The organism is Hydrogenophaga sp. (assembly GCF_030373225.1).
GTDB lineage: Bacteria > Pseudomonadota > Gammaproteobacteria > Burkholderiales > Burkholderiaceae_C > Hydrogenophaga.
The window spans coordinates 1-22,646 of the sequence record NZ_JAUCZG010000018.1; the positions used below are offsets into that span (position 1 = coordinate 1).

Sequence of the window (22,646 nt, forward strand, 5' to 3'; positions counted from 1 at the left end):
CTCAGACTCAATCCGGGTGAACACCCGATACAACCTATTGAAGCTTCACAGCTAGACCGGCAGCGCGCGCTGTTCGAAACCGATGCGCGCATCGTGCACCGGCTGCTGAGCCAGCAGGTGGTGCAGCACGACGCGATACTGGCCACGCTGGCGCTGCTGCAGCCCGCGCCCCCATCCCCCGGCACCGGCTCCCCCGAACAACGCCTGCCCGCCCTCTACCCGCGCATCCTCTCGGTGCAGCGCAGCGATGCTGCCAATCCGTGGCCGGACGACGCGCTGGCCGAGGCCGAACGGCTGTCGCGCCGGAGCGGTCGCGCCGAACTCGCACCGCTGGACCTGCCCGAAGGCCGCTACCGGCTGGTGCTGGCGGCCTCCCCGGCCAGCTACGCGCTGACCATCGACCTGCAGGCGCTGGTGCCGTGGACGGAGTGGCCCATGAACGCGGCGACGAGCGCGGTGCGGGTCGAACTGGTGCACGCCGGCCAGCGCCATGTCGTGCAGCCCGGGCAGCCACCCGGCGGCATCGGCTCGCGCTTCGAGTTCGTCAAGGTGGTGGCGGCCGACAGCCAGCCGTTTGACGTGGTCGCCACACAAACCGCCGGCTGGCGCCAGTGGCCTTGGGGCCCCATGGGCGCCTGGACACTGGCGGTGGCTGCGCTGCTGTCGGCGGCGCAGCACCTGCAGCGCCAGCGCCGGGCACGCCGGCGGGCCGAAGAACTGCTGCGCCTGGGCCAGGTGGCACGGCTCAACACGCTGGGCGAACTCGCCGCCGGCATGGCCCACGAACTCAACCAGCCGCTCACCGCGGTGCTGGCCAACACCCAGGCCGCGCAGCGCCTGCTCGACGACGACCCGCCCGAACTGGCCACCGCGCGCGGCGCCATGGCGCAGGCCGCGGCCCAGGCACGGCGCGCCGCCGAGGTGGTGGGCCGGCTGCGCCGCGCGGTGGAGCGCCCCGACAGCGGTGACCAGCGCCAGGCGGTGGACATGGCCGAGGCGGTGCGGCGCGCGCTCTACCTGCTGGAGCCCGAATGCCAGCGCCGCGAGGTGTCGCCCGCGCTCGAAGGCCCGCCCGCGCTCGTCGCGATGGCCGACCCGGTGGCGCTCGACCAGATCGTGCACAACCTGATCCTCAATGCGCTGCAGGCGCTGGAACGGGTGCCCGCCGCCCAGCGCCGGCTCACCATCACGCTGCGTGCGGTCGACAGCTGGGCCGAGCTGGCGGTCTGCGACAGCGGGCCGGGCATTCCCCCCGACGTGCTTCCGCGCCTGTTCGAACCCTTCTTCTCGACCCGCGAAGGCGGTCTGGGCCTCGGACTGAGCCTGTGTGAAACCCTGGCCAGCGGCATGGGCGGATCCCTCGGCGCGGCGAACGCCACCCAGGGCGGCGCCGTGTTCCGGCTGCAGCTCCCGCTGGCGGGAGCCGGGTCATGAGCACCGACACCCTCTCTCCCACGATCCACCTGATCGACGACGACCAGGCGGTGCGCGATGGCCTGGCCCTGCTGATCGGCACCGTGGGACTGCGTGTGCAGCCCTGGAGCGATCCCCTCGTCTTTCTGGACACCTTCGATCGCGAGGCCATCGGCGCCATCGTGCTCGACGTGCGCATGCCCGGCATCAGCGGTCTGAGCGTGCTCGACACCCTGGTCGGGCAGGGGGTCGACCAGCCGGTGATCATGCTCACCGGTCACGGCACGGTGGAGATGTGCCGCCGAGCCTTCAAGGCCGGGGCGGCCGAGTTCCTCGAAAAACCGGTGAACGACGAAGCCTTGCTCGAGGCCCTGCAGAACGCAGTGCGCCAGCACGTGCATTCGCGCCAGCGCCACCAGACCGACCGTGTGGCCCGTGAGCGTTTCGCGCAGCTCTCCGAGCGCGAACGCGAGGTGCTCGGCCTGATCGTCGAGGGCCTGACCAACAAGGAGATCGGGCGCGCGCTCGGCCTCTCGCCGCGCACGGTCGAGACCCACCGCGCGCATCTTTTTGCCAAACTGCAGGCCCCGTCGCTGGCGCAGCTCATCCGGCACTACGCGACGCTGGTCGATGACGGTGACGCGCGCGGCCCTGCGTAGTTCTACGGACGGCCGCGCGTAGCCGTCCGAATGGCGGTTGGCGACGCGAATTCCTACAGTTCTCCCACGGTTGATCGAACCGCTTCACACACCCGGAGAACACCATGACATTCGTTGCAAAGACTTCCCTCCTCGCCCTTTCCTTCATTTCAGCGGCCGCCAGTGCACAGAGCGTGCGGGTGGAGAAAAACATGTCGCTGGAGCTGGCCAACCAGATCGCTGCGGCCACGGTCGCCTCGTGCAGTGCCAGCGGCTACAACGTCACCGCCGCGGTGGTGGACCGCGCCGGCAGCCTGCGCGCGCTGCAGCGCGCCGACAACGCCGGCCCGCACACCGTCGGTGCTGCGCAGGGCAAGGCCTACACCTCGGCCTCGGCGCGCAACACCACCGCTGCCATGCTGGAGAACGTGCAGAAGAATCCCGGCGCCGCGACACTGGTGGACATTCCGGGTTTCCTGGTGCTGGGCGGCGGCGTGCCGGTCAAGGTGGGCAACGAGGTCATTGGCGCCGTCGGCGTGGGCGGTGCGCCTGGAGGTCATCTGGACGAGCAGTGCGCCAACGCCGGCATTGCCAAGGTTGCCGAGTTGTTGAAATGAAAACACGGCTGTTGGTCCTGGCACTGGCTTTGGCTGGTGCAGCGGCTCAAGCCCAGGTCGCCCCCAGCGCGGCCGAGGCGGCGGCCTACAACGGGCTGCACGCAGCGGCCCACCGAGGCGATGCGGCCCGGATCGCGAGGCTGGTGGCCAGCGGTGCGGCGGTGAATGCCACCGACGCACAGGGCCGCACACCGCTGCACGTGGCGACCTTCGCGCGACAGCGGGAGGCGATCCGGGCGATGGTCAAGGCGGGCGCGGACCTCAACCGGCTCGAGAACGACCGCTACGACGCAGTGACCATCGCATCGGTGGCGGACGACGAGGAAACGCTGCGCGTGTTGCTGCAACTGGGCGCCAGCGCGAAACAGGTCACCAGCCGCTATGACGGCACCGCCCTCATTGCCGCAGCCCACCTCGGTCACGACGGGGTGGTGCGCGAGCTCATCGCCGCCGGTGCACCGCTGGACCATGTGAACAACCTGCACTGGACCGCCGCGATCGAAGCCGTGGTGCTGGGCGATGGCGGCGCGCGCCACCAGGCCACGCTCAAGGCCCTGATCGATGCCGGTGCCAACCTGCAACTGGCCGATCGGCATGGTCAGACGCCGCTCGCTCTGGCGCGCTCGCGCGGCTACGCGGCGATGGTTCGCATGCTCGAGGTGGCCGGGGGGAAGTGAGCGAAACCGCGTCAGCTCAGGGAAACGCGGGCGAACTTGCGCTTGCCCACCTGCACCACAAACGTGCCGGCGGGCAGCTTCAAGCCCTTGTCGCTGATGACCGAACCGTCCACCCGCACACCACCGCCCTCGATCAAACGGTTGGCCTCGCTGGTGGAAGGCGCCAGGCCCGATGACTTCAGCAGCGACCCGATGCCCATCGGCGCACCCGACAAGGACACCTCGGGAATCTCGTCCGGCACACCGCCCTTGCTGCGGTTGATGAAGTCCTGCTCGGCCGCGTCGGCGGCGGCCTTGCTGTGGAAGCGGGCGGTGATCTCCTTGGCCAGCGCCACCTTGGCGTCCTTCGGGTTCGCTCCCTCGGCCGTCGCCTGCTTCAACGCTTCGATGTGCGCCAGCGACTGGAACGACAGCAGCGTGTACCAGCGCCACATCAGCGTGTCGGAAATGCTCAGCACCTTCGCGAACATCGAGTTCGCCGCTTCGGTGATGCCGATGTAGTTGTTCTTGCTCTTGGACATCTTGTCCACACCGTCCAGGCCTTCGAGCAAAGGCATCGTCAGGATGCACTGCGGCTCCTGTCCGTACTCGGTCTGCAGGTGGCGGCCCATCAGCAGGTTGAATTTCTGGTCGGTGCCGCCGAGCTCCAGGTCGCTCTTGAGCGCCACCGAGTCGTAACCCTGCATCAGCGGATACAGAAACTCGTGCACGCTGATCGGCGTTCCCGCCTTGAAACGATCATGGAAATCGTTGCGCTCCATCATGCGCGCCACCGTGTACCTGGCTGCGAGCTGGATCATGCCCATCGAGCCCAGCGGCAGGCTCCATTCGCTGTTGTAACGGATCTCGGTGCGCGCCGGGTCCAGCACCAGGCTGGCCTGCTTGTAGTAGGTCTCGGCGTTGGACTGGATCTGCTCGGTGGTCAGCGGCGGGCGCGTGTTGTTGCGCCCGGACGGATCACCGATCAGGCTGGTGAAGTCGCCGATGAGAAAGATCACCTCGTGCCCCAGGTCCTGCAACTGGCGCATCTTGTTGAGCACCACCGTGTGCCCGATGTGGATGTCGGGCGCGGTGGGGTCCAGCCCCAGCTTGATGCGCAGCGGACGCCCGCTCTTCTCAGACTGTGACAATTTTTTGACCCAGTCGGCCTGGGGGATCAATTCTTCGCACCCCCGAAGGGTCACGTTCAAGGCATGCTGGACACCGTCTGTCAGTGCGGCGTCCAACAGATCGTTGCGGTGAGTACTTTGTGCTGCCTGGCTGGCGTGATTCATAAGCGTTTTCTCAGGTGCGGGCTACATGGGGGTCGATATACTTCGCGCCCGATGGCGGATTTTAGTTGGCGCGCTTTTTGCAAGTTCGGAATCCGGTTCATCACCCAAGTGCATTTGACGTGAACTTGTTCCGCCTGGGCTCGTCAGCCTGTGTGTCTCATCCAACAGACCGTTGGTCACGCCTTCAGGAAACACCGATTTTGATCCGCCCACTGCTCCATTCGCTGACCCAGGTCGCCGACGCCGCACGCCAAAGCCTTGCCAGGCACCCCCGCCGCATCACGGGCGGCATCGGCGCGCTGTTGCTGGGCACGGGTGTCACGGCTTTCGGCATTGCGCCACTGGCACCCGACGCCGCCGACCTTCCGGTGCGCCAGGTCGTCGAGAGCCTCGACGCCCCGTTGGTGGCCATTCCCGACGTGCTCACGGCCACATCCAACGATTTCGTGCTGTTCCGCAGCGATGTGACGCGCCGCGACGACACCGCCCAGAGCCTGCTCCAGCGCCTGGGCGTGGTCGACTCCGAAGCGCAGGGTTTCCTGCGCGCCGACGCCACCGCCCGGCAACTGCTGCAGGCCCGGGGCGGTCGGGTGGTGAGCGTGGAAACCAACGACCGCCAGGAGTTGCAACGCCTGACCTCGCGCTGGGTCACCGGTGACGACCGCCAGTTCACCCGCCTCGTGATCGAGAACGGTTCCGGCGGATTCACTTCCCGACTGGAAACCGGTGAACTCACCGCATCGGCCCGGCTGGCCAGTGGCGTCATCCGCAGTTCTCTCTTCGCCGCCACCGAAGCGGCCGATATCCCCGACCCGGTCGCGGTTCAGGTGGCTGAAATGTTCTCCGGCGACATCGACTTCCGCCGCGATTTGCGTCAGGGCGACCGCTTCAGCGTGGTCTATGAAAGCCTCGAGGCCGACGGTGAGACCATGCGCACCGGCCGTGTGCTCAGTGCCGAGTTCGTCAACAACGGCCGCAAGCATGAGGCTGTGTGGTTCGAAGAACCCGGCCAGCGTGGCGCCTACTACGGCTTCAACGGCGAGAGTTCACGCAAGTTCTACCTGTCTTCGCCGCTGGAATTCTCCCGGGTGAGCAGCGGCTACGGCATGCGCTTTCACCCCATCTCCGGCACCCGCAAGGCCCACCTGGGCGTTGACTACGCAGCCCCCACCGGCACGCCCGTGCGCACGGTCGGCGACGGCGTGGTCGAGTTCGCCGGCGTGCAGCGTGGTTATGGCAACGTGATCTACATCCGCCACCGCAGCAACCAGACCACGGTCTACGCCCACCTGAGCCGCATCGGCGTGCGCAACGGTCAACGCGTCGACCAGGGCGATCTGATCGGTGCCGTCGGCTCCACCGGTGCCTCCACCGGGCCGCACCTGCATTTCGAGTTCCGCGACAACGGAGTCCACAAGGACCCGCTGGCTGTGGCGCGCCAGAGCGAATCCATCCCGATCAACCCTGCTGCCCGAGCCCGCTTCGATGCGGTTGCACAGTTGCAGCGGGTTCAACTCAACGCGGCGGCGAGCGTCCAGCAGGCCAGCGCCGAATAACCTCGGCCCGCGCAGGCGAAAAAAAGGGGAGCTTCAAGCTCCCCTTTTTGCTGCTTGCGAGCAGACGCTGCGAATCAGACGCTGAAGCTCGAGCCGCAACCGCAGGTGCTGTTGGCGTTGGGGTTCTTGATCACGAACTGTGCACCTTCCAGGTCTTCCTTGTAGTCGATCTCCGCGCCCACCAGGTACTGGTAACTCATGGCGTCGATCAACAGCGACACGCCGTTCTTGGACATGGTGGTGTCGTCTTCGTTGACCACTTCGTCGAACGTGAAGCCGTACTGGAAACCAGAGCATCCACCGCCCTGCACAAACACGCGCAGCTTGAGCTCGGGGTTGCCTTCTTCGGCCACCAGCTCGGCGACTTTGGCCGCAGCGCTGTCGGTGAACACCAGCGGGGCCGGCATGTCGGTCTGGATGTTTTCTGCCACTGCACTCATGGAGTACCTCTCGGGGGTGGTGTGGCCCTGGGTCAGGTCCACAGAAAAAAGGGCGGTGCGCAGCTAGCGCCCGGAACGTCTGAAGATACTAAATCAAATCGCTCGGGATTGTGCTCAGCCGTTGTTTGACGCCAGTTTCAGTGTGGGTTTGTCTTCCGCCTCCGCGCCCATGGGTTTGAGCTGGCCGGCGATGGTGGCGCCCTGGTGCATTTCCAGCGACTTGTACGACACGTCGCCTTCGATGCGCGCCTTGGGCTGCAACTCCAGCAACTCGAACGCCTGCACCGGACCTTTGACATGGCCGTTGATGATCACATGGTCGGCCAGGATCTGGCCGGTCACCGACGCCACCTCGCTGATCACCAGAATGCTGGACTGCTCGTCGCTGGCGCGGATGTCGCCCACGACCTCACCGTCAACGCGCAGACCATCATGAAACAGGACATTGCCTTCGATGCGGGTGCCTTGTGCAATCAGGCTCTTGATCGGTGGCTGCTTCTTTTTTCCGAACATGGGATTCTCCAAACGACGGATCGCTGCTGTCACAGCTGGAATGTTTGTACCGATCGCACCGAGTTCCCTTGCAGGATCCTGGCCGTCACGTTTTTTACCATGGCCTGCGCCGGCACCTCGACCATGCCTTCCATTCGCAGATAGCCCTTGATGAGCACCGACTGGGGCGCAGGTGCGTGCGCAAGCGACCAGGGCATGCCGCTCAGGGTGCCGGAGAAGGTGATCTCCAGCGCACCTTTGAAATCGGGCGCGTTCTTGGTTGCCTGCATCATCAGTGCCTGCCAGCGCCACTGCGTGTCGGACACGCGCTCGGCCTGCAGGCCGCGGATGGCGAGGGCCCCACTGTCGTTGCCCGGGATCAGGCGTTCGAAGAATCCGAGGTCGCTGCGCAAGGCTTCGTTGTCGGCCTCGAGCTGACGGATGCGCAGCGCCAGTTGCTCCTGCGCACTGCGCTCGGTGGTGAGCAGGCTCTCCGAGGTGTTGGCAATGGACTGGGCAACCAGCAGATCCGCGCGCAAGGCCGCCACATCACCGCGCAAGCGGTTCAACTCCTGCTTGGACTCCCGATCAAGCCCCGCGATGTCGCGACCGAACTCGAAAGCCCACATGGCCAGCGACCCCGAGAAGCCGAGCACCACCGCTCCCAGCAGCCAGCGGAACGGCCACGGCAACGCACTGCGCACCGACATGCGCGGCGCGCTGACGGTGAGTTTTCTGCGCAGAAGCCGAAACCGCATGCAAACCTTTCAAAGTGAAAGCAAACGCAACCTGGGCCCTGAAAGCAAAAACCGCCCCAAGTTCGACTTGAAGGCGGCTTTTGCAGTTGAGGCCAGACGGATCAGCGTTTGCTGAACTGCTTGCGGCGTCGCGCAGAGCGCAGACCGACTTTTTTCCGTTCGACTTCGCGTGCGTCGCGCGTGACGAAGCCCGCTTGCGACAGACCCGGCTTGAGCGTGGCGTCGTAGTCGATCAGGGCACGGGTGATGCCGTGACGCACAGCGCCGGCCTGACCCGACTCGCCGCCGCCGTGCACGTTGACCTGGATGTCGAACGTTTCGGCGTGGTTGGTCAGCAGCAGGGGCTGCTTGGCGATCATGATGGAGGTTTCGCGGCCGAAGTAGGCCTGAATGTCCTTGCCATTGACCGTGATGTGGCCGCTGCCTTTTTTCAGGAAAACGCGGGCGACGCTGGATTTGCGACGGCCGGTTCCATTGTTCCATTCACCAATCATCTCAAGGCTCCTTTAGAGTTCCAGCACTTGCGGCTGTTGGGCGGTGTGCGGGTGCTCTGCACCGCCATACACCTTGAGCTTCTTGATCATGGCGTAACCGAGCGGGCCCTTGGGCAACATGCCCTTGACAGCCTTTTCGAGTGCGCGGCCAGGGTGCTTGGCCTGCATGTCGCGGAAGTTGGTGCCATAGATACCGCCGGGGTAACCCGAATGACGGTAGTACACCTTGTCGAGGGCCTTGTTGCCCGTGACGCGGATCTTGGCTGCGTTGATGATGACGATGAAGTCACCGGTATCGACGTGAGGCGTATAAATGGCCTTGTGTTTGCCGCGCAAACGGAGAGCAACTTCACTGGCTACTCGTCCGAGGACCTTGTCGGTCGCGTCAATCACAAACCACTCGTGCGTCACGTCAGCGGGTTTTGCGCTGAACGTTTTGGTCATGAGTTTTCTCTTGAAGAGGTGGTTTGGCGGCTCTTTTCCACGGTCGGTCGTTCTCTGACGGAACGCTCTTAGGTGGGGTCTGGATGCTTCGCCGCGGAGCCAGCAGTTCGCTGCGAAGCCCTCGATTGTACGAAATTCGCGGCTCGCCTGGGAAATCCATCGTGACCGGGGGCCAGAGGATGTGGCCAAACGGCTACCATCCGTGCATGTTCAGCTACCGACACGCCTTTCACGCCGGCAACCACGCCGACGTGCTCAAGCACACCATCCTCATCGCCACGCTGCGTCACCTGATGCAGAAAGAGGCCGGCATCACCCTGATCGACACGCATGCCGGCGCCGGCCTGTACCGCCTGGATGGCGACTACACCGAGACCGGGGGCGAGGCCAAGGACGGCGTCGTCAAGCTGATGGGGGCCCTGAGGGCGGCCGACCAGCCGCCGGCCAGGGACGTGTCACCCGCGATCGACGACTACCTCGACATCATTGCGGGCTTCAACCCGTCGGGTGCCCTGCGTGTCTATCCCGGTTCACCGTTTGTCATGCAGCAGCTCATGCGCACCGAGTCGCGCGACCGGCTCAAGCTGTTCGAACTGCACCCCACCGACAGCAAGACACTCGCCGCCAACATCGCCCAGCTCGACGCCGGGCGACAGATCGCGGTGGCGCGCGAAGACGGTTTCGAAGGTCTGCGCCCGCTGCTGCCACCGCCGCCCTCGGCCACCGGCTCCAAGCGCGCCGTGGTGCTGATCGACCCGAGCTACGAAATCAAGAGCGACTACGGAAAAGTGAGTGCCTGCATACAAGAGGCGATCAAGCGCTTTCCGACCGGCACCTACATCGTCTGGTACCCGGTGATTCCCCGGCCCGAAGCGCACGACCTGCCGCGCCGCCTCAAGACGCTGGCCAACCAGGCGCAGAAGCCCTGGCTCAACGCCACGCTGGCCATCGGCCAGGACCCGACGCACGGCCCGGACGACCGGCCAGGCCTGACCGCCAGCGGCATGTTTGTCATCAACCCACCGCACACGCTCAAGGCCGTGCTGCAGGTGGCCTTGCCACAGCTGCTGACCCACCTGGGTCGCGGTCGGGGCAAGTCGCAGGCACTCGAAGCGGGCGGCTGAGCCGCCCGGACTCAGATCGGCCGGGCCAGCGACATGGTCCAGTAGCGGCCGTAGCTGCTCCCGGCCTGCGAGACACAGCTCACCGCCACGTCGCGGAACTCGGCGCGCATGATGTTCGCGCAGTGGCCCGGGCTGGCCAGCCAGCCCGACACCACATCCGACACGCTCGACTGACCGGCCGCGATGTTTTCGCCCGCCCGGGACCACGCGTAGCCTTCGTCGGTGATGCGGCGGGAAAACGTTCGCCCGTCCAGGCTGGTGTGCGAGAAGTGGTTGTTGACCGCCATGTCGCGAGAGTGGCGCGCGGCGGCCGAGAACAGCCGATCGTTCCAGGCCAGTGCGCCCGCGGCGGGCAGGGTGCTGCTCCCACATGTGCGCGACTGGGCGCGTGCCGCATTGACCTGCTGCAACAACTCGGCGCGAAAGTTCGCCTGGCCACAGGACGTGCTCGCATCCAGGGCCACCAGCGCCGCTGCACCGCCGGTGGCCGGTGATGTGCCCACGGCGCTGACGGGTGCCGATCCCACGGTGGCCGGCGAGGCAGCATAGGGTTCGTCATCGCCGCCACCGCCGCAGGCCGTCAGGCACAGCGCCAGGCCCAGAAGGGTCGAACAACGCACGGTGGTCAGACGGAAACGGTGCGGGGTGGATGGGTGTGTGTGCATGACGCGCACTGTAAGGGCGGGTGGCCGATCCGGCGTAAGCGGATGTAGCCGCGAAATTCACCGACCGCTCGGTCGGCTAACTGGATATACTGCGATCCACGCGCCCGGCCAGCGGCGCAGGAGACGCGCATGTACACCCAGTCGTTCAACGTTCCCGACGCCGACGCCAAGCCCGGCACGCCGCTGAAAGCGGTGCCCCACGACGCCGCCTTGCAAGCCCACTTTGACGCGGTGGTCGATGCCGACGGCAAGATCGAGCCGCGCGACTGGATGCCCGATGCCTACCGCAAGACGCTGGTGCGCCAGATCAGCCAGCACGCGCACAGCGAGATCGTGGGCATGCTGCCCGAAGGCAACTGGATCTCGCGCGCGCCCAGTCTCAAGCGCAAGGCCATTCTGGTGGCCAAGGTGCAGGACGAAGGTGGTCACGGCCTGTATCTGTACAGCGCCGCCGAGACCCTGGGCACCAGCCGCGACCAGATGTTCGAGGCGCTGCACTCGGGCAAGGCCAAGTACAGCTCCATCTTCAACTACCCCACGCTGACCTGGGCCGATGTCGGCGTGGTCGGCTGGCTCGTCGATGGCGCGGCGATCATGAACCAGATCCCGCTGTGCCGATGCAGCTTCGGCCCTTATGCACGCGCGATGATCCGCGTCTGCAAGGAGGAGAGCTTCCACCAGCGCCAGGGCTACGAGGCGCTGCTGACCATGATGCAGGGCACCGAGGAGCAAAAGGCCATGGTGCAGGACGCGGTGAACCGCTGGTGGTGGAAATGCCTGGCCATGTTCGGCCCGCCCGACGCCGACAGCCCCAACAGCGTGCAGGGCATGCGCTGGGGCATCAAGCGCATCAGCAACGACGACCTGCGGCAGAAGTTCGTGGACGCGACCGTGCCGCAGGCCGAGGTGCTGGGCGTGACCCTGCCCGACCCCGACCTGAAATGGAACGAGGCCCGCGGCCATCATGACCACGGCCAGATCGACTGGGACGAGTTCTGGGCCGTGGTCAATGGCGACGGCCCTTGCAACAAGGAACGCCTGGCCACCCGCGTCAAAGCCTGGAACGACGGTGCCTGGGTCCGCGATGCAGCGCTTGCGCATGCGGCCAGACAACAGGCACGCGCCATGAAGGAGGCAGCATGAACACGGCGCTCAAGGAATGGCCCCTGTGGGAAGTTTTCGTGCGCAGCAAGCAGGGCCTGGAGCACAAGCACTGCGGCAGCCTGCACGCCAGTGACGCGCCCCACGCGCTGCAGATGGCGCGCGATGTCTACACGCGCCGCCAGGAAGGCGTGAGCATCTGGGTCGTGCCGTCCAACAGCATTGCGGCCAGCGAGCCCGACAGCAAGGACAGCTTCTTCGACCCTGCGGCCGACAAGGTGTACCGCCACCCGACCTTCTACGAGATCCCCGACAAAGTGGGGCACATGTGATGGTCTCGGCTCCTACCCACGCGCCGGTGGACTACCTGCTGCACCTGGCCGACAACGCCCTGGTGCTGGGCCAGCGCAACGCCGAGTGGTGCGGGCACGGCCCGGTCCTTGAAGAAGACCTGGCCCTGGCCAACAACAGCCTCGACCTGCTCGGCCAGGCCCGCATGCTCTACCAGCATGCCGCCGCGCTCATCAACGACGACGCCCCGCTCTCACAACGCTTCCAGCACCTGCAGGGCGCGCGCACCGAAGGCCGCGTGACCGAGGACACGCTGGCGTACTTTCGCGACACCGCCGAGTTCCGCAACTTCACGCTGCTGGAGTTGCCCCACAGCGGCCCGCTGGCCGCCACCGCCTCGGGCGACCGCGACTACGCCACCACCATCACCCGCAATTTCCTCTACAGCGCGCTCATGGTGCTGGTGTGGGACCGGCTGCAAACCTCGGCCGACGCGCACCTGGCCGCGATCGCCGCCAAGTCCTTGAAGGAAGTGCGCTACCACCTGCGCCACGCCAGCGACTGGCTGGTGCGCTTCGGTGACGGCACCGACGAGTCGCACGCGCGTGCGCAGGCCGCGCTCAACCACCTGATGCCCTATTGCCAGGAGTTCTGGATCGGCAGCGACGCCGAGACGCAGGCGGTGCAGGCCGGCACCGGCGCCGACGTGCCCGCGCTGCAGGCCGGCTGGGACGCGCTGGTGGACGAAACCTTGCAGGAAGCCACGCTCCAGCGCCCGGCGGTGCGGGGTTATGTGCCGCAAGGCAAGCTGGGCGTGCATTCGGAGCACATGGGTTTTCTGCTGGCCGACATGCAGAGCCTGGCGCGCGCGCATCCGCAAGCGGTGTGGTGAGCAGCACCATGACGGTGGCCACCATCGAGGACCACGCAGCCATCCTGGCTGCCATTGCCGACCTGAGCGACCCCGAGATTCCAGTGATCAGCCTGAGCGAACTCGGCATCCTGAGGGGGGTGCGCACGGGCTCCGACGGCACGCCCGAGGTGGTGATCACGCCCACCTACAGCGGCTGCCCGGCGATGGGACAGATCGAAGACGATGTGCGCGCCGCACTGGCCAGCGCCGGCATTGCCGCGCGCGTGGTCACACAACTGGCCCCGGCGTGGACCACCGACTGGATGAGCGCGGCCGCGCGCGAGAAACTGCGCGCCTACGGCATCGCGCCGCCGCAATGCGGCAGCAGCGCGAACGAGGACAGCAAGGTGCTGAAGTTTTCGCGCCAGGCCCTGCCACGCGAGCCGGTGCCTTGCCCGCAGTGCGGCTCGACCCACACCACCGAGACCTCACCTTTCGGCTCCACCGCGTGCAAGGCGATGTACCGCTGCCTGAGTTGCCTCGAACCCTTCGACTACTTCAAACCCTATTGATGCCATGAGCACCGCACCCCGCTTCCACGAGCTGCCCATCGCACGCATCAGCCCCGAAGCTGCGGGCGCGGTGGCCATCACCCTGGCCGTCCCGCCCGAGCAGCGCGCGGCGTTTGCGTTCGAGCCGGGTCAGTTCCTCACCGTGCGGGCGACCATCGCCGGGCAGGACGTGCGGCGCAGCTATTCCATCAGCAGCCCGCGCAGCCTGCTCACACACCAGGGCGAGCTCACCCTGGGGATCCGGCCGGTGGAAGGCGGGGTGTTTTCCAACTGGGCCGCGAGCGAGCTGAAGGCGGGCGACACGCTCAAGGTGATGCCGCCCGACGGCCGCTTCACCGTGCACAAGCCGCGCGCGTTGCACCGCGTGGGCTTTGCGGCCGGCTCGGGCATCACGCCCATCCTCTCGCTGATGGCCAGCACCCTCGAAGAATCACCCGATGCCAAGTTCACGCTGGTCTACGGCAACCGCCGCATGGACAGCGTGATGTTCAACGAAGCCTTGCAGGACCTGAAAGACAGACACGCCGGCCGGCTCACGCTGATCCACATCCTCTCGCGTCAGGCGCAGGAAGTGCCGCTGCTGGAAGGCCGCATCGACGGCGACAAGGTGCGCGCGCTCATCGCCACGCTGCTGCCGGTGGCCAGCATGGACGAGGTCTTCATTTGCGGGCCCGAGGCCATGATCGAAGCCACCGAGCAGGCGCTGCTCGAAGCCGGCGTTCGAGCCGACCGCCTGCACACCGAACGTTTCACCTCGCCCACCCTCGACGCCCTGCCGGCCGAAGCCCGCAAGGCGGTGGTGCTGGGTCACGCCGACGCGGCCGTGCGCACCGAGGGCGACGTGGCGCTCACCGTCCTGCTCGACGGCAAGCCGCACGAGCTGCGCATGAACCGCGACGAGCGCGTGCTCGACGTGGCCCTCAGTGCCGGTCTCGACCTGCCCTGGTCGTGCCGCGGCGGCGTTTGCTGCACCTGCCGCGCCAAGGTGGTCGAAGGCTCGGTGGCGATGGACAAGAACTTCACGCTGGAGCCCTGGGAAACCGACAAGGGTTTCGTGTTGAGCTGCCAGGCGCGCCCCACGAGCGAAGTGCTCGTGGTGAGTTTCGACGAACGATAGAGTCGGTCGCCCTCACCGTGCGATCAGCACCACTGGCGCGGTGCCGGACCGGATGAGACCGATCGAAGCCGCGGCCGCACGGCTGAGATCGATCACTCGCCCTTTGACGTGTGGGCCTCGATCGTTGATGCGGACCGCCACCTCCTGACCCGTGGCAAGGTTGCGCACCCGCAGACGCGTTCCGAAGGGCAGCGTCTTGTGTGCAGCGGTCAGGTCGTTCATGTTGAAAACCTCGCCGCTGGCGGTGCGCCGGCCATGAAAGGGCTCGCCGTACCAGGAGGCCACGCCGCGTTCAATCTCTCGCTCGCCCGACCGGGGCGCACCGTGGGTACCCGTGTCAGACACTTCAGGTGACCGCGTTGCACAACCACCGAGCCAAAGAGCGGTGGCCAGTGCGACCATGAACGCGGGCTTGAAACTCATGCCAGCTGCAGCCGATTCGTGATTTCCAGCGTGGCTGCGCTCTGGTTCATGGTGTAGAAGTGCAGCGCCGGCACGCCGCCGTTGCGCAACTGGTCACACAGGTCGGTCACCACATCGAGGCCGAAGGCCTTGATGGAGGCGGTGTCGTCGCCGAAGGCCTGCAGCCGCAGGCGGATCCAGCGCGGTATCTCGGCACCGCTGGCGTCCGAGAAACGCATGAGCTGCGTGGAGCTGGTGATGGGCATGATGCCGGGCACCACCGGCACGTCGGCGCCGAGTTTGTACGCGTCGTCCACAAACCTGAAGTAGGCGTCGCTGTTGTAGAAGTACTGCGTGATGGCCGAATCGGCCCCCGCGCGAACCTTGGTCACGTAGGCCTGCAGATCGGATTCGGGCGACTTCGCCTGCGGGTGCACCTCGGGGTAGGCCGCCACCTCGATGTGGAAGTCGTCGCCGGTCTCGACGCGGATGAAGGTCACCAGATCGCTGGCGTGGTGGAACTCGCCGCCCGCGCCGTAGCCGCTGGGCAGGTCACCGCGCAGCGCCACCAGGCGCTTCACACCCATGCCCTTGAGCGTGGCAAGCTGTTCGCGCACCGAGTCTTTGGTCGCGCCGATGCACGAGAAATGCGACGCCGCCGGCACCGACTCGGCCAGGATGTCACGCACCGTGTTGAAGGTGCCCTCCTGAGTGGAACCACCGGCGCCGTAAGTGACCGAGCAGAACTCGGGCTTCAAGGGGTAGAGCTGCTGGCGCACCACGCGCAGCTTCTCGACGCCCTCCGGTGTCTTGGGCGGAAAGAATTCAAAACTCACGGGCAGGCCCATGGGGTTCTCCAGAAATGTGCGGGTCCGACACCGCCACCGGCCTCAGGCCGACAGGCGGGCGAACACCAGAAATTCGCGGTTGCCGTCACCCCCGGTGATCGTGCTTTCGACATAGTCCAGCAGCGCGAGGCCGCTGTCCTTGACCACCTGCTCGATGCGCTCGCGCACCAGCGGGTAGCTCGCGTCGCTCTTGACCAGGCCACCCTTGCCGATTTGCTCGGGCTGCAGTTCGAACTGCGGCTTGACCAGCATGAGCACGTGCCCGCCCGCCTTGAGCAAGGGCACGAGCGCGGGCCACACCAGCGTCTGCGAGATGAACGACAGGTCGCCCACGATGAGGTCAAAAGGTGCGGCGGCGGACGGGCCACCGGCATCCGTCAACGCTTCGGGGGTGAGATCGCGCGCGTTGCAGCGCTCGATGCACACCACCCGCGCATCGCTGCGCAGACGCGGGTGCAACTGGCCCTGGCCGACGTCCACGCCCACCACCTGCAGCGCGCCGCGTTGCAGCAGGCAGTCGGTGAAACCACCGCTGCTCTGACCCACATCGAGGCAACGCAGGCCGCGCACGTCGAACCCCACGCCTTGCAGCGCACCGTCGAGCTTGAGGCCGCCGCGCGAGACAAAACGCGTCTCGGCGTTGTCCACCGCCTGCAGCTCCACCGTCTCGCGCAGCTCTTCGCCGTTTTTCGAGACGGTTTTCCAGTCGCCCGGCAGCAGCCGCCAGCGCACACCCGACGCAATCAGGCGCTGCGCTTGCGACTTGGACGCTGCCAGGCCACGTTCAACCAGAAGTTGATCGGCTCTCATCAGAAATGGCCATGCCATGAACGCCAACCCGCCATCCAGGGATGCCGCGGAACCGGCTCTGCCGGGCCGCGGGCATCGCCCCCTCGAGGGGGTCGCGCGAAGCGCGGCGGGGGTGCGTTCAATACCTGTACGTGTCGGCTTTGTAGGGGCCGGCCTTGCTCACGCCGATGTAGGCCGCCTGCTCGTCGCTCAGTTCGGTCAGCATGGCGCCGACTTTCTTGAGGTGCAGACGCGCCACCTTTTCGTCCAGGTGCTTGGGCAGCACATAGACCTTGCCCGACTCGTACTGGTCCTGCTTGGTGAACAGCTCGATCTGCGCAATGGTCTGGTTGGCGAAGCTCGACGACATCACGAAGCTGGGGTGGCCGGTGGCGCAACCCAGGTTCACCAGGCGGCCCTTGGCCAGCAGGGTGATCTTCTTGCCGTCCGGGAAGGTGATGTGGTCCACCTGGGGCTTGATCTCGTCCCACACGCACTTTTCGAGCGCGGCCACGTCGATCTCGTTGTCGAAGTGACCGATGTTGCAGACGATGGCTTCGTCCTTCATGGCGGCCATGTGCTCGTAGCGGATCACGTTCTTGTTGCCGGTGGCCGAGACGAAGATGTCGCACTTGTCGGCGGCGTATTCCATGGTCACGACCTTGAAGCCTTCCATCGCGGCCTGCAGGGCGTTGATGGGGTCGATCTCGGTCACCCACACCTGGGCGCTCAGGGCGCGCAGGGCCTGGGCCGAACCCTTGCCCACGTCACCGTAACCGGCGACCACACAGACCTTGCCGGCAATCATCACGTCGGTGGCGCGCTTGATGGAGTCGACCAGCGACTCGCGGCAGCCGTAGAGGTTGTCGAACTTGCTCTTGGTCACGCTGTCGTTGACGTTGATCGCACGGAACTGCAAGGTTCCCTTGGCCGACATCTCGTTGAGGCGCAGCACGCCGGTGGTGGTCTCTTCGGTCACGCCGATGATCTGCGCGGCCTTGCGGGTGTACCAGGTCTTGTCAACGGCGAGCTTGGCCTTGATGGCGTTGTACAGGCAGATCTCTTCTTCGCTCTGCGGATTGTTCAGGACAGAGGCGTCCTTCTCGGCGCGCTGGCCCAGGTGCATGAGCAGCGTGGCGTCGCCGCCGTCGTCCAGGATCATGTTGGGGCCTTCGCCGTCGGTGCCGGCGGCGCCGAATTCAAAGATGCGGTGGGTGAAGTCCCAGTACTCGTCCAGCGACTCGCCCTTGTGGGCGAACACCGGCGTGCCGTTGGCCACCAGCGCAGCGGCTGCGTGGTCCTGCGTGGAGAAGATGTTGCACGAGGCCCAGCGCACGCTGGCACCCAGCGCCTGCAGGGTCTCGACCAGCACGGCGGTCTGGATCGTCATGTGGATGCTGCCCGTGATGCGCGCGCCCTTGAGCGGCTGCGCCTTGGCAAACTCTTCGCGGATGGCCATCAGGCCGGGCATTTCGGTTTCGGCGATCTTGACTTCCTTGCGGCCCCAGTCGGCCAGGCCAATGTCGGCGATCGCGCAATCGGTGAAGGTGGGGTTGTTCAGACGGGCATTCATGGTTCGCTCCAGTGAGGATGGACAAACCACATCGACGGGCGAAAAAAAACTCATCGCACGGGATGTGGATGAGCGTCGTTGCATGGATGGTCCGAGCCTCACGCCCCGCAAGATGGGGACGCTGCAACGCTCCTCGGATGCGGGATTTTAGCCCAGCAAGTCCGCTGCCGTGTGTTCGTGGGGTCGAAGACCCGGACTTACCGCACGCCTGTGCGACACTGCCCGCCCCATGTCGTCCCTCCCCACGCCCTCCCCGCTCGCCCTCTGGCCCACCGACGCCCGCACGCGCATCCAGGGCGTGCTGACCGACATCGACGACACCCTGACGACCGACGGCGCCATCACGCCCGACGCCCTCGACGCGCTGCACCGGCTGCGCCGGGCCGGGCTGCCGGTGCTGGCCATCACCGGCCGCCCGGCCGGCTGGAGCGAGGCGTTTGCCCTGGCCTGGCCGGTGGACGCGATCGTCGCGGAGAACGGCGCGGTGGCGCTGTGGCGCGGCGACGACGGCCAGCTCTGCCGGGACCACCTGCAGGACGCCGCCACCCGGAGAACCAACTTCGCCCGGTTGCAGGCCACGGCCGCGCGCGTGCTGCGCGAACTGCCACACACGCGGCTGGCCACCGACAGCCCCGGGCGCGAGACCGACATCGCGATCGACCACAGCGAATTCGCCCACCTCACCGAAGCCGAGATCACCCAGGTGGTCGCACTGATGCGCAGCGATGGCCTGAACGCCACCGTGAGTTCGATCCACATCAACGGCTGGTTCGGCGACCACGACAAGCTCGCCGGCGCGCGCTGGATCGTGCGCACGCGGCTGGGTCGCCAGCTCGATGCAGAACTCGACCACTGGGTCTATGTGGGCGATTCGACCAACGACGCGCGCATGTTCGGCCACTTTCCAAACAGCGTGGGGGTGGCCAACGTGGCGCGCTTCTGGAGCGCGCTGAGCCACCACCCGCGCTTCGTGGCCCAAGGCGAACGCGGCGCGGGCTTTGCCGAGGTGGCCAACGCCGTGCTCTCTGCCCGACCGACATGAGCGAACACCCGTTGCCGCCGCAGCACAGCCAGGCCCTGACCGGCACGGCGCCGAGCGCGCTGGTGCCGCAGCAGGCCCGGCTCGGGCTGGTGGCCATCTTCGGCTCCACCTTCTTCCAGCTGGTGGGCTACTTCATGCTCATGCCGCTGCTGCTGTTGCGCCTGAAGGGCGACGGTGTCTCCACCGCCCTGGCGGGCGTCTTTGTGGCCACCGGCTGGCTCGGCGTGTTCGCCATGACGCCGTTTGCCTCGGCCATCACGCAGCGCCTGGGCCGCCGGCCTTCGCTGTGGCTGGCGGCTTTCGTGCCGGTGGTCGCCATCAGCGGTTTCCTGTTCAGCGGGTCGCTGGTGCTGTGGTTCGTCTGCGTCTTCATCGAAGGCATGGCCGCCGGCCTGCGCTGGGTGCTGGCCGAAGCGGTCGTGGCCGAGTTTTCGCCGCCCGGGCAGCGCGGGCGCAACGTGGGCATCTTCGAAACCATGGTCGGCACGACCTTCGTGCTGGGCCCGCTGGTGCTGGTGTGGTTCGGTGCAGGCAGCGACGCCGCGCTCTGGCTGGCGCTGGCGCTCACCGTGATCGGGCTGGGCTGGAGCCTGCTCATTCCGCGCCTGCCCGACGCGGCCGATGCGCACAACGCCAAGGTCGGCCTCTCGGGGGTGTGGCACGCGCTGCGGGCACACCCGCTGATCATGACGGTGGGTTTCGTCGGTGGCTTTTTCGAAAGCGGTCTCACCTCGATCCTGCCCTTGTACGGCCTGGCGCTCGGCCTGGGCGCCACCGCCGCCGCGCTGCTGGTTTCGGCCAGCGGCCTGGGCAGCGCGCTGATGATGCTGCCCGCAGGCATGCTGGCCGACCGCATGGCCCACCACCCCACGCAGCGCTGGGGCGACGCGCGCGCGACGCGCCTGAAGATCATGCGGGCCTGCGCCCTGGTCACGCTGCTGGCCACCGGGGTGATTCCCTTCGTGGCCGGCACACCGTGGCTGGCGGCGCCGGTGGCCTTTCTGTGGGGCGGCGCAGGCGGCTGTCTCTACACGCTGGCCATGATCGACATCGGTTCGCGCGAGGAAGGCATCACCCTGGTCAACAGCACGGCCGTGCTGGTGCTGGCGTACACGCTGGGCGGCGTGCTCGCGCCCGCGCTGGGCGCCGCCGCCCTGCAGTGGTTTCCCACCGTGGGCTTTCCCGCCCTGCTGCTGCTGGTGGCCGGTGTCGGCCTGTGGCTGCTGCGCCGCGCAGCGTAGGGTTGCCCCCACGCTCCCCCGCTGCGCGCGGTCCGCTGCCCCCCGGGGGGGCTGATTCACCTTGGGGCGGCCCGGCGGTGAATCCTGTTGCCCCCACGCTCCCCCGCTGCGCGAGGTCCGCTGCCCCCCCGAGGGGGCTGGGCCTAGGAGGCGCGGTCGAACACCCGGTCGGCCAGGCCGCCGCCGATCCACATGCCGGCCAGCGACAGCCAGGCGGTGACGGCGAAGATGGCGCCGCCTGTCATGCCCGCGCCCACGGCGCAGCCACCGGCCAGCATGGAGCCAAAGCCCATGAGCGCGGCACCGGTGATGTAGCGCGGCATGCTGTAGCCGGGGCCGAAGCCCTCGAGTTTCCAGTCGCGCCCGACCAGTGCGCCGATCAGCGAGCCCAGGAACACGCCGGGCATCAGGCCCAGGCCGAAGGTCCACGGGCCCTCGGGCAGGCTGAGCACGCGCATCAGCCATTCGGCCGACGGCCCGCTGAAGGTCATTCCCTGGATCTGCACCACCTCAAAGGAATGCGACATCACCTGGTAGGTCGCGCCCCAGGCCAGCGCGACCATCAGGCCGGTGCCCAGACCACCGGCCCATTTCCAGAAACCCCAGCCGCTGCGAAACGCAAAAAACAGCGCAACGACCAACCACACACCACCGAAGGCCAGGCCGTCCCAGGGGCCTGCGTCCAGCAGCGCCAGCAGGCTGCGCGAGTCTCCTCCCTCCACCATCCACCAGCCGGCGATGGCCTCGCGCCAGGGCGCGAGCACACCGGCCAGCGAGGCCTGCGCCGCCACCGCGAACACCAGCCCCGACAACAGCGCGCGCAGGTTGCCGTTGGCCGAGAGCACCAGCAGCCGGCTGGCGCAGCCCCGCGTCATGACCATGCCCACACCGAAAACCAGGCCACCCACGAGCGCACCCGACAGGCTGCCGCGCGCGGACAGCTGGCGCGCGGTGCTCACGTCCAGGCCACCGAGCACCACCAGCAGCTGCACGCCCACCACCGCGCTGGAAAAGGCCAGCAGCCACACCGCCAGCTTGTCGCCGAACCGGCCGTGCCAGAAATCGATCACCGCACCGCGCAGGCAGAAGCGCGAACGCTGCGCAAAGAAGCCGAAACCCAGGCCCAGCAGCAGGCCACAGGCCGCCAGCAAGCGCGCTTCGCCCCAGTGTTCCACCCAGCCGGTCCAGTTCATGGACGTCTCCATATCGTTGCATTAGTGCATGCTGATACTAAGCGGGTGAGCCTCCTGGAGGTTGATCTGGCGCAAGACCACCCCAGATGCAGCAGACCGTTAAGCTCAGGCGTCCCCCTGGCCCCACCCTTGAAAGGACCTCCGCATGGCCATTCCCTGGCTGCTTGCCCTGAAAGTGATTCCCTGGGGTGACGTGATCGAACACGCGCCCAAGGTGCTCAACGCCGCGCGCAAACTGATGGACCGGCAGAAGTTGCCCGAGAGCACGCCGGCCTCCGCCGCGCCCATGGACCTGGTGTCGGACACGCCGCCCAGCCTCGGTGAGCTGCGCAACCGCCTGATTGAAGCGCGTCAGCTCATCGACCAGCAGGCCCAGACCCAGGAGCAGATGGCGCAGACCCTGGCCGAACTGGCCGAGCAGAACGCACGGCTGGTGGCGGCGGTGGAGCTGCTGCGCGTGCGCACGCGCCTGTTCATGTTCGTGATCGCCGCGCTGGCCATCGGCGTGGTCGTGCTGTTCGTGCGCTGATCAGCCCCGTTCGCTGGTCAGGCTGGCATCGCAGCCCACGCCGGCGGCGATCCAGCGACCCGCCAGCTTGCGCAGCACCGGCGCCGCCCAGCGCCAGCGCGGGCCGAGCACACCGGCCGCGTCGGTGACGGCGCCGCAGCGGTAGATCAACAAGCTTTCGTCCCAGCGCAGCGCGTCACACGCCCCGCTGCGCTTGCGCGAGATCACCTGCCCCAGCGGGCACGGTTCGGCCAGACAGCACACCCCGCAGCCATTGCATGGCGCGCCGAGTGCGGGCTGCAGCGGAGCGGCCGGGTGGATGCGGATGACCTGGTGAGGCATGACTCAGGTTAGCGCACAGGCGCACCGCATAATTTGCCGAGAAGCAAACGGAAACATGAGTACTTCAATGCATCAAAACAGCGGCATCAGGGACAACCATCAGCGAGGCAAACCGCTCATGGTGCCCTTCACGATGGAGCCCCAGAAGATTTCCCCAAGTGAGTTATGGACTGCTATGAGTA

The 22,646-nt window shown here is 66.8% G+C and carries 26 protein-coding genes, 1 pseudogene and 1 riboswitch; of the genes and pseudogenes, 14 read left to right on the forward strand and 13 right to left on the reverse strand.

The features are described 5' to 3' along the window. The 4 genes from QUV35_RS11485 to QUV35_RS11500 form a co-directional block, all read left to right on the forward strand. Window positions 1-1,434, forward strand: a 1,434-nt coding sequence (locus QUV35_RS11485) for an ATP-binding protein (RefSeq protein ID WP_300873851.1), incomplete at its 5' end; no start/stop codon positions are given. Next, window positions 1,431-2,072, forward strand: a complete 642-nt coding sequence (locus QUV35_RS11490; protein ID WP_300873853.1) for a response regulator — start codon at window positions 1,431-1,433, stop codon at window positions 2,070-2,072. The genes QUV35_RS11485 and QUV35_RS11490, both read left to right, overlap by 4 nt. Before the next feature lie 104 nt (window positions 2,073-2,176). Next, window positions 2,177-2,668, forward strand: coding sequence for a heme-binding protein (locus QUV35_RS11495; protein WP_300873855.1), 492 nt, complete (start codon window positions 2,177-2,179; stop codon window positions 2,666-2,668). Further along, window positions 2,665-3,345: an ankyrin repeat domain-containing protein gene (locus tag QUV35_RS11500; RefSeq protein ID WP_300873857.1), complete on the forward strand. Its 681-nt coding sequence runs from the start codon at window positions 2,665-2,667 to the stop codon at window positions 3,343-3,345. Before QUV35_RS11495 ends, QUV35_RS11500 begins: the two co-directional genes overlap by 4 nt. An 11-nt stretch (window positions 3,346-3,356) precedes the next feature. Here the strand turns inward: QUV35_RS11500 and tyrS are convergent, their stop codons facing one another. Continuing rightward, window positions 3,357-4,619: a tyrosine--tRNA ligase gene (gene tyrS / locus QUV35_RS11505; RefSeq protein WP_300873860.1), complete on the reverse strand. Its 1,263-nt coding sequence runs from the start codon at window positions 4,617-4,619 to the stop codon at window positions 3,357-3,359. Between the two features lie 200 nt (window positions 4,620-4,819). Between tyrS and QUV35_RS11510 the strand changes: the two genes are divergently transcribed. Further along, complete coding sequence (locus QUV35_RS11510) at window positions 4,820-6,175, forward strand: peptidoglycan DD-metalloendopeptidase family protein (RefSeq protein ID WP_300873862.1); 1,356 nt, start codon at window positions 4,820-4,822, stop codon at window positions 6,173-6,175. Window positions 6,176-6,249: 74 nt separating this feature from the next. Here the strand turns inward: QUV35_RS11510 and erpA are convergent, their stop codons facing one another. The 5 genes from erpA to rplM all read right to left on the reverse strand — a co-directional run bounded on the left by erpA (window position 6,250) and on the right by rplM (window position 8,803). Continuing rightward, window positions 6,250-6,615: an iron-sulfur cluster insertion protein ErpA gene (erpA, locus tag QUV35_RS11515; RefSeq protein WP_300873864.1), complete on the reverse strand. Its 366-nt coding sequence runs from the start codon at window positions 6,613-6,615 to the stop codon at window positions 6,250-6,252. Window positions 6,616-6,729: 114 nt separating this feature from the next. Next, window positions 6,730-7,128: a polymer-forming cytoskeletal protein gene (locus QUV35_RS11520; protein ID WP_300873867.1), complete on the reverse strand. Its 399-nt coding sequence runs from the start codon at window positions 7,126-7,128 to the stop codon at window positions 6,730-6,732. A 29-nt stretch (window positions 7,129-7,157) separates the two neighbouring features. After that, window positions 7,158-7,865, reverse strand: a complete 708-nt coding sequence (locus QUV35_RS11525) for a DUF6776 family protein (protein ID WP_300873869.1) — start codon at window positions 7,863-7,865, stop codon at window positions 7,158-7,160. A gap of 101 nt (window positions 7,866-7,966) precedes the next feature. Further along, window positions 7,967-8,359, reverse strand: a complete 393-nt coding sequence (rpsI, locus tag QUV35_RS11530) for a 30S ribosomal protein S9 (protein WP_056267767.1) — start codon at window positions 8,357-8,359, stop codon at window positions 7,967-7,969. A 12-nt stretch (window positions 8,360-8,371) separates the two neighbouring features. Next, on the reverse strand, window positions 8,372-8,803 hold the full coding sequence (gene rplM, locus QUV35_RS11535) for a 50S ribosomal protein L13 (protein WP_056267763.1): 432 nt from the start codon (window positions 8,801-8,803) through the stop codon (window positions 8,372-8,374). Window positions 8,804-9,009: 206 nt separating this feature from the next. On the opposite strand from rplM, the gene rlmJ reads away from it, so the two are divergent. Next, a complete protein-coding gene (gene rlmJ, locus QUV35_RS11540) occupies window positions 9,010-9,927 on the forward strand; it encodes a 23S rRNA (adenine(2030)-N(6))-methyltransferase RlmJ (RefSeq protein WP_300873873.1) in 918 nt (305 codons plus the stop codon). An 11-nt stretch (window positions 9,928-9,938) separates the two neighbouring features. On the opposite strand, the gene QUV35_RS11545 is transcribed toward rlmJ, so the two are convergent. After that, window positions 9,939-10,592, reverse strand: coding sequence for a CAP domain-containing protein (locus QUV35_RS11545; RefSeq protein WP_300873876.1), 654 nt, complete (start codon window positions 10,590-10,592; stop codon window positions 9,939-9,941). A gap of 129 nt (window positions 10,593-10,721) precedes the next feature. Between QUV35_RS11545 and paaA the strand changes: the two genes are divergently transcribed. From paaA to QUV35_RS11570, 5 genes are read left to right on the forward strand one after another with little or no spacing between them, the layout of a single operon-like run. Next, complete coding sequence (paaA, locus tag QUV35_RS11550; RefSeq protein WP_300873880.1) at window positions 10,722-11,735, forward strand: 1,2-phenylacetyl-CoA epoxidase subunit PaaA; 1,014 nt, start codon at window positions 10,722-10,724, stop codon at window positions 11,733-11,735. After that, window positions 11,732-12,025: a 1,2-phenylacetyl-CoA epoxidase subunit PaaB gene (gene paaB, locus QUV35_RS11555; RefSeq protein WP_300873882.1), complete on the forward strand. Its 294-nt coding sequence runs from the start codon at window positions 11,732-11,734 to the stop codon at window positions 12,023-12,025. Before paaA ends, paaB begins: the two co-directional genes overlap by 4 nt. Then, the gene (paaC, locus tag QUV35_RS11560; protein WP_300873885.1) at window positions 12,025-12,876 is read left to right on the forward strand and encodes a 1,2-phenylacetyl-CoA epoxidase subunit PaaC; all 852 of its coding nucleotides are present in this window, start codon (window positions 12,025-12,027) and stop codon (window positions 12,874-12,876) included. Before paaB ends, paaC begins: the two co-directional genes overlap by 1 nt. An 8-nt stretch (window positions 12,877-12,884) precedes the next feature. Beyond that, a complete protein-coding gene (gene paaD, locus QUV35_RS11565) occupies window positions 12,885-13,409 on the forward strand; it encodes a 1,2-phenylacetyl-CoA epoxidase subunit PaaD (RefSeq protein WP_300874031.1) in 525 nt (174 codons plus the stop codon). Window positions 13,410-13,413: 4 nt separating this feature from the next. After that, window positions 13,414-14,526 (forward strand): 2Fe-2S iron-sulfur cluster-binding protein, encoded by a 1,113-nt coding sequence (locus tag QUV35_RS11570; RefSeq protein WP_300873888.1) that lies wholly within the window; start codon window positions 13,414-13,416, stop codon window positions 14,524-14,526. A 12-nt stretch (window positions 14,527-14,538) separates the two neighbouring features. On the opposite strand, the pseudogene QUV35_RS11575 reads toward QUV35_RS11570, so the two are convergent. The 4 genes and pseudogenes from QUV35_RS11575 to ahcY all read right to left on the reverse strand — a co-directional run. Beyond that, window positions 14,539-14,820, reverse strand: a pseudogene (locus tag QUV35_RS11575) (septal ring lytic transglycosylase RlpA family protein); the annotation flags it as partial. A gap of 125 nt (window positions 14,821-14,945) precedes the next feature. After that, entirely contained in the window at window positions 14,946-15,776 is an 831-nt protein-coding gene (gene metF, locus QUV35_RS11580; protein WP_300873891.1) for a methylenetetrahydrofolate reductase [NAD(P)H], read from the reverse strand. 42 nt (window positions 15,777-15,818) lie between these two features. Continuing rightward, window positions 15,819-16,586, reverse strand: coding sequence for a TlyA family RNA methyltransferase (locus QUV35_RS11585; protein WP_300873893.1), 768 nt, complete (start codon window positions 16,584-16,586; stop codon window positions 15,819-15,821). A gap of 118 nt (window positions 16,587-16,704) precedes the next feature. Continuing rightward, the gene (gene ahcY, locus QUV35_RS11590; RefSeq protein WP_300873895.1) at window positions 16,705-18,138 is read right to left on the reverse strand and encodes an adenosylhomocysteinase; all 1,434 of its coding nucleotides are present in this window, start codon (window positions 18,136-18,138) and stop codon (window positions 16,705-16,707) included. A 63-nt stretch (window positions 18,139-18,201) separates the two neighbouring features. Then, a riboswitch (S-adenosyl-L-homocysteine riboswitch) is annotated at window positions 18,202-18,278 on the reverse strand. Between the two features lie 89 nt (window positions 18,279-18,367). Here ahcY and QUV35_RS11595 point away from each other — a divergent pair. Continuing rightward, complete coding sequence (locus QUV35_RS11595; protein ID WP_300873897.1) at window positions 18,368-19,180, forward strand: HAD-IIB family hydrolase; 813 nt, start codon at window positions 18,368-18,370, stop codon at window positions 19,178-19,180. Next, window positions 19,177-20,421: an MFS transporter gene (locus tag QUV35_RS11600; RefSeq protein WP_300873900.1), complete on the forward strand. Its 1,245-nt coding sequence runs from the start codon at window positions 19,177-19,179 to the stop codon at window positions 20,419-20,421. Before QUV35_RS11595 ends, QUV35_RS11600 begins: the two co-directional genes overlap by 4 nt. Window positions 20,422-20,564: 143 nt before the next feature. On the opposite strand, the gene QUV35_RS11605 is transcribed toward QUV35_RS11600, so the two are convergent. Continuing rightward, a complete protein-coding gene (locus QUV35_RS11605) occupies window positions 20,565-21,614 on the reverse strand; it encodes a YeeE/YedE family protein (protein WP_300873903.1) in 1,050 nt (349 codons plus the stop codon). Between the two features lie 145 nt (window positions 21,615-21,759). Between QUV35_RS11605 and QUV35_RS11610 the strand changes: the two genes are divergently transcribed. Continuing rightward, entirely contained in the window at window positions 21,760-22,143 is a 384-nt protein-coding gene (locus tag QUV35_RS11610; protein WP_300873906.1) for a hypothetical protein, read from the forward strand. Here the strand turns inward: QUV35_RS11610 and QUV35_RS11615 are convergent, their stop codons facing one another. Further along, the gene (locus QUV35_RS11615) at window positions 22,144-22,464 is read right to left on the reverse strand and encodes a hypothetical protein (RefSeq protein WP_300873908.1); all 321 of its coding nucleotides are present in this window, start codon (window positions 22,462-22,464) and stop codon (window positions 22,144-22,146) included. Window positions 22,465-22,646 lie beyond the last annotated feature (182 nt).

Bases quoted from the DNA above. Each gene is read 5' to 3' on its own strand.
- QUV35_RS11615 (WP_300873908.1), bottom strand. From the start codon at position 22,464: ATGCCTCACCAGGTCATCCGCATCCACCCGGCCGCTCCGCTGCAGCCC.
- paaB (WP_300873882.1), top strand. From the start codon at position 11,732: ATGAACACGGCGCTCAAGGAATGGCCCCTGTGGGAAGTTTTCGTGCGC.
- rpsI (WP_056267767.1), bottom strand. From the start codon at position 8,359: ATGATTGGTGAATGGAACAATGGAACCGGCCGTCGCAAATCCAGCGTC.
- metF (WP_300873891.1), bottom strand. From the start codon at position 15,776: ATGGGCCTGCCCGTGAGTTTTGAATTCTTTCCGCCCAAGACACCGGAG.
- QUV35_RS11605 (WP_300873903.1), bottom strand. From the start codon at position 21,614: ATGAACTGGACCGGCTGGGTGGAACACTGGGGCGAAGCGCGCTTGCTG.
- QUV35_RS11595 (WP_300873897.1), top strand. From the start codon at position 18,368: ATGTCGTCCCTCCCCACGCCCTCCCCGCTCGCCCTCTGGCCCACCGAC.
- QUV35_RS11520 (WP_300873867.1), bottom strand. From the start codon at position 7,128: ATGTTCGGAAAAAAGAAGCAGCCACCGATCAAGAGCCTGATTGCACAA.
- erpA (WP_300873864.1), bottom strand. From the start codon at position 6,615: ATGAGTGCAGTGGCAGAAAACATCCAGACCGACATGCCGGCCCCGCTG.
- paaA (WP_300873880.1), top strand. From the start codon at position 10,722: ATGTACACCCAGTCGTTCAACGTTCCCGACGCCGACGCCAAGCCCGGC.
- QUV35_RS11585 (WP_300873893.1), bottom strand. From the start codon at position 16,586: ATGAGAGCCGATCAACTTCTGGTTGAACGTGGCCTGGCAGCGTCCAAG.
- rplM (WP_056267763.1), bottom strand. From the start codon at position 8,803: ATGACCAAAACGTTCAGCGCAAAACCCGCTGACGTGACGCACGAGTGG.
- QUV35_RS11495 (WP_300873855.1), top strand. From the start codon at position 2,177: ATGACATTCGTTGCAAAGACTTCCCTCCTCGCCCTTTCCTTCATTTCA.
- QUV35_RS11545 (WP_300873876.1), bottom strand. From the start codon at position 10,592: ATGCACACACACCCATCCACCCCGCACCGTTTCCGTCTGACCACCGTG.
- QUV35_RS11490 (WP_300873853.1), top strand. From the start codon at position 1,431: ATGAGCACCGACACCCTCTCTCCCACGATCCACCTGATCGACGACGAC.
- QUV35_RS11525 (WP_300873869.1), bottom strand. From the start codon at position 7,865: ATGCGGTTTCGGCTTCTGCGCAGAAAACTCACCGTCAGCGCGCCGCGC.
- paaC (WP_300873885.1), top strand. From the start codon at position 12,025: ATGGTCTCGGCTCCTACCCACGCGCCGGTGGACTACCTGCTGCACCTG.
- paaD (WP_300874031.1), top strand. From the start codon at position 12,885: ATGACGGTGGCCACCATCGAGGACCACGCAGCCATCCTGGCTGCCATT.
- tyrS (WP_300873860.1), bottom strand. From the start codon at position 4,619: ATGAATCACGCCAGCCAGGCAGCACAAAGTACTCACCGCAACGATCTG.
- QUV35_RS11500 (WP_300873857.1), top strand. From the start codon at position 2,665: ATGAAAACACGGCTGTTGGTCCTGGCACTGGCTTTGGCTGGTGCAGCG.
- QUV35_RS11570 (WP_300873888.1), top strand. From the start codon at position 13,414: ATGAGCACCGCACCCCGCTTCCACGAGCTGCCCATCGCACGCATCAGC.
- QUV35_RS11600 (WP_300873900.1), top strand. From the start codon at position 19,177: ATGAGCGAACACCCGTTGCCGCCGCAGCACAGCCAGGCCCTGACCGGC.
- ahcY (WP_300873895.1), bottom strand. From the start codon at position 18,138: ATGAATGCCCGTCTGAACAACCCCACCTTCACCGATTGCGCGATCGCC.
- rlmJ (WP_300873873.1), top strand. From the start codon at position 9,010: ATGTTCAGCTACCGACACGCCTTTCACGCCGGCAACCACGCCGACGTG.
- QUV35_RS11610 (WP_300873906.1), top strand. From the start codon at position 21,760: ATGGCCATTCCCTGGCTGCTTGCCCTGAAAGTGATTCCCTGGGGTGAC.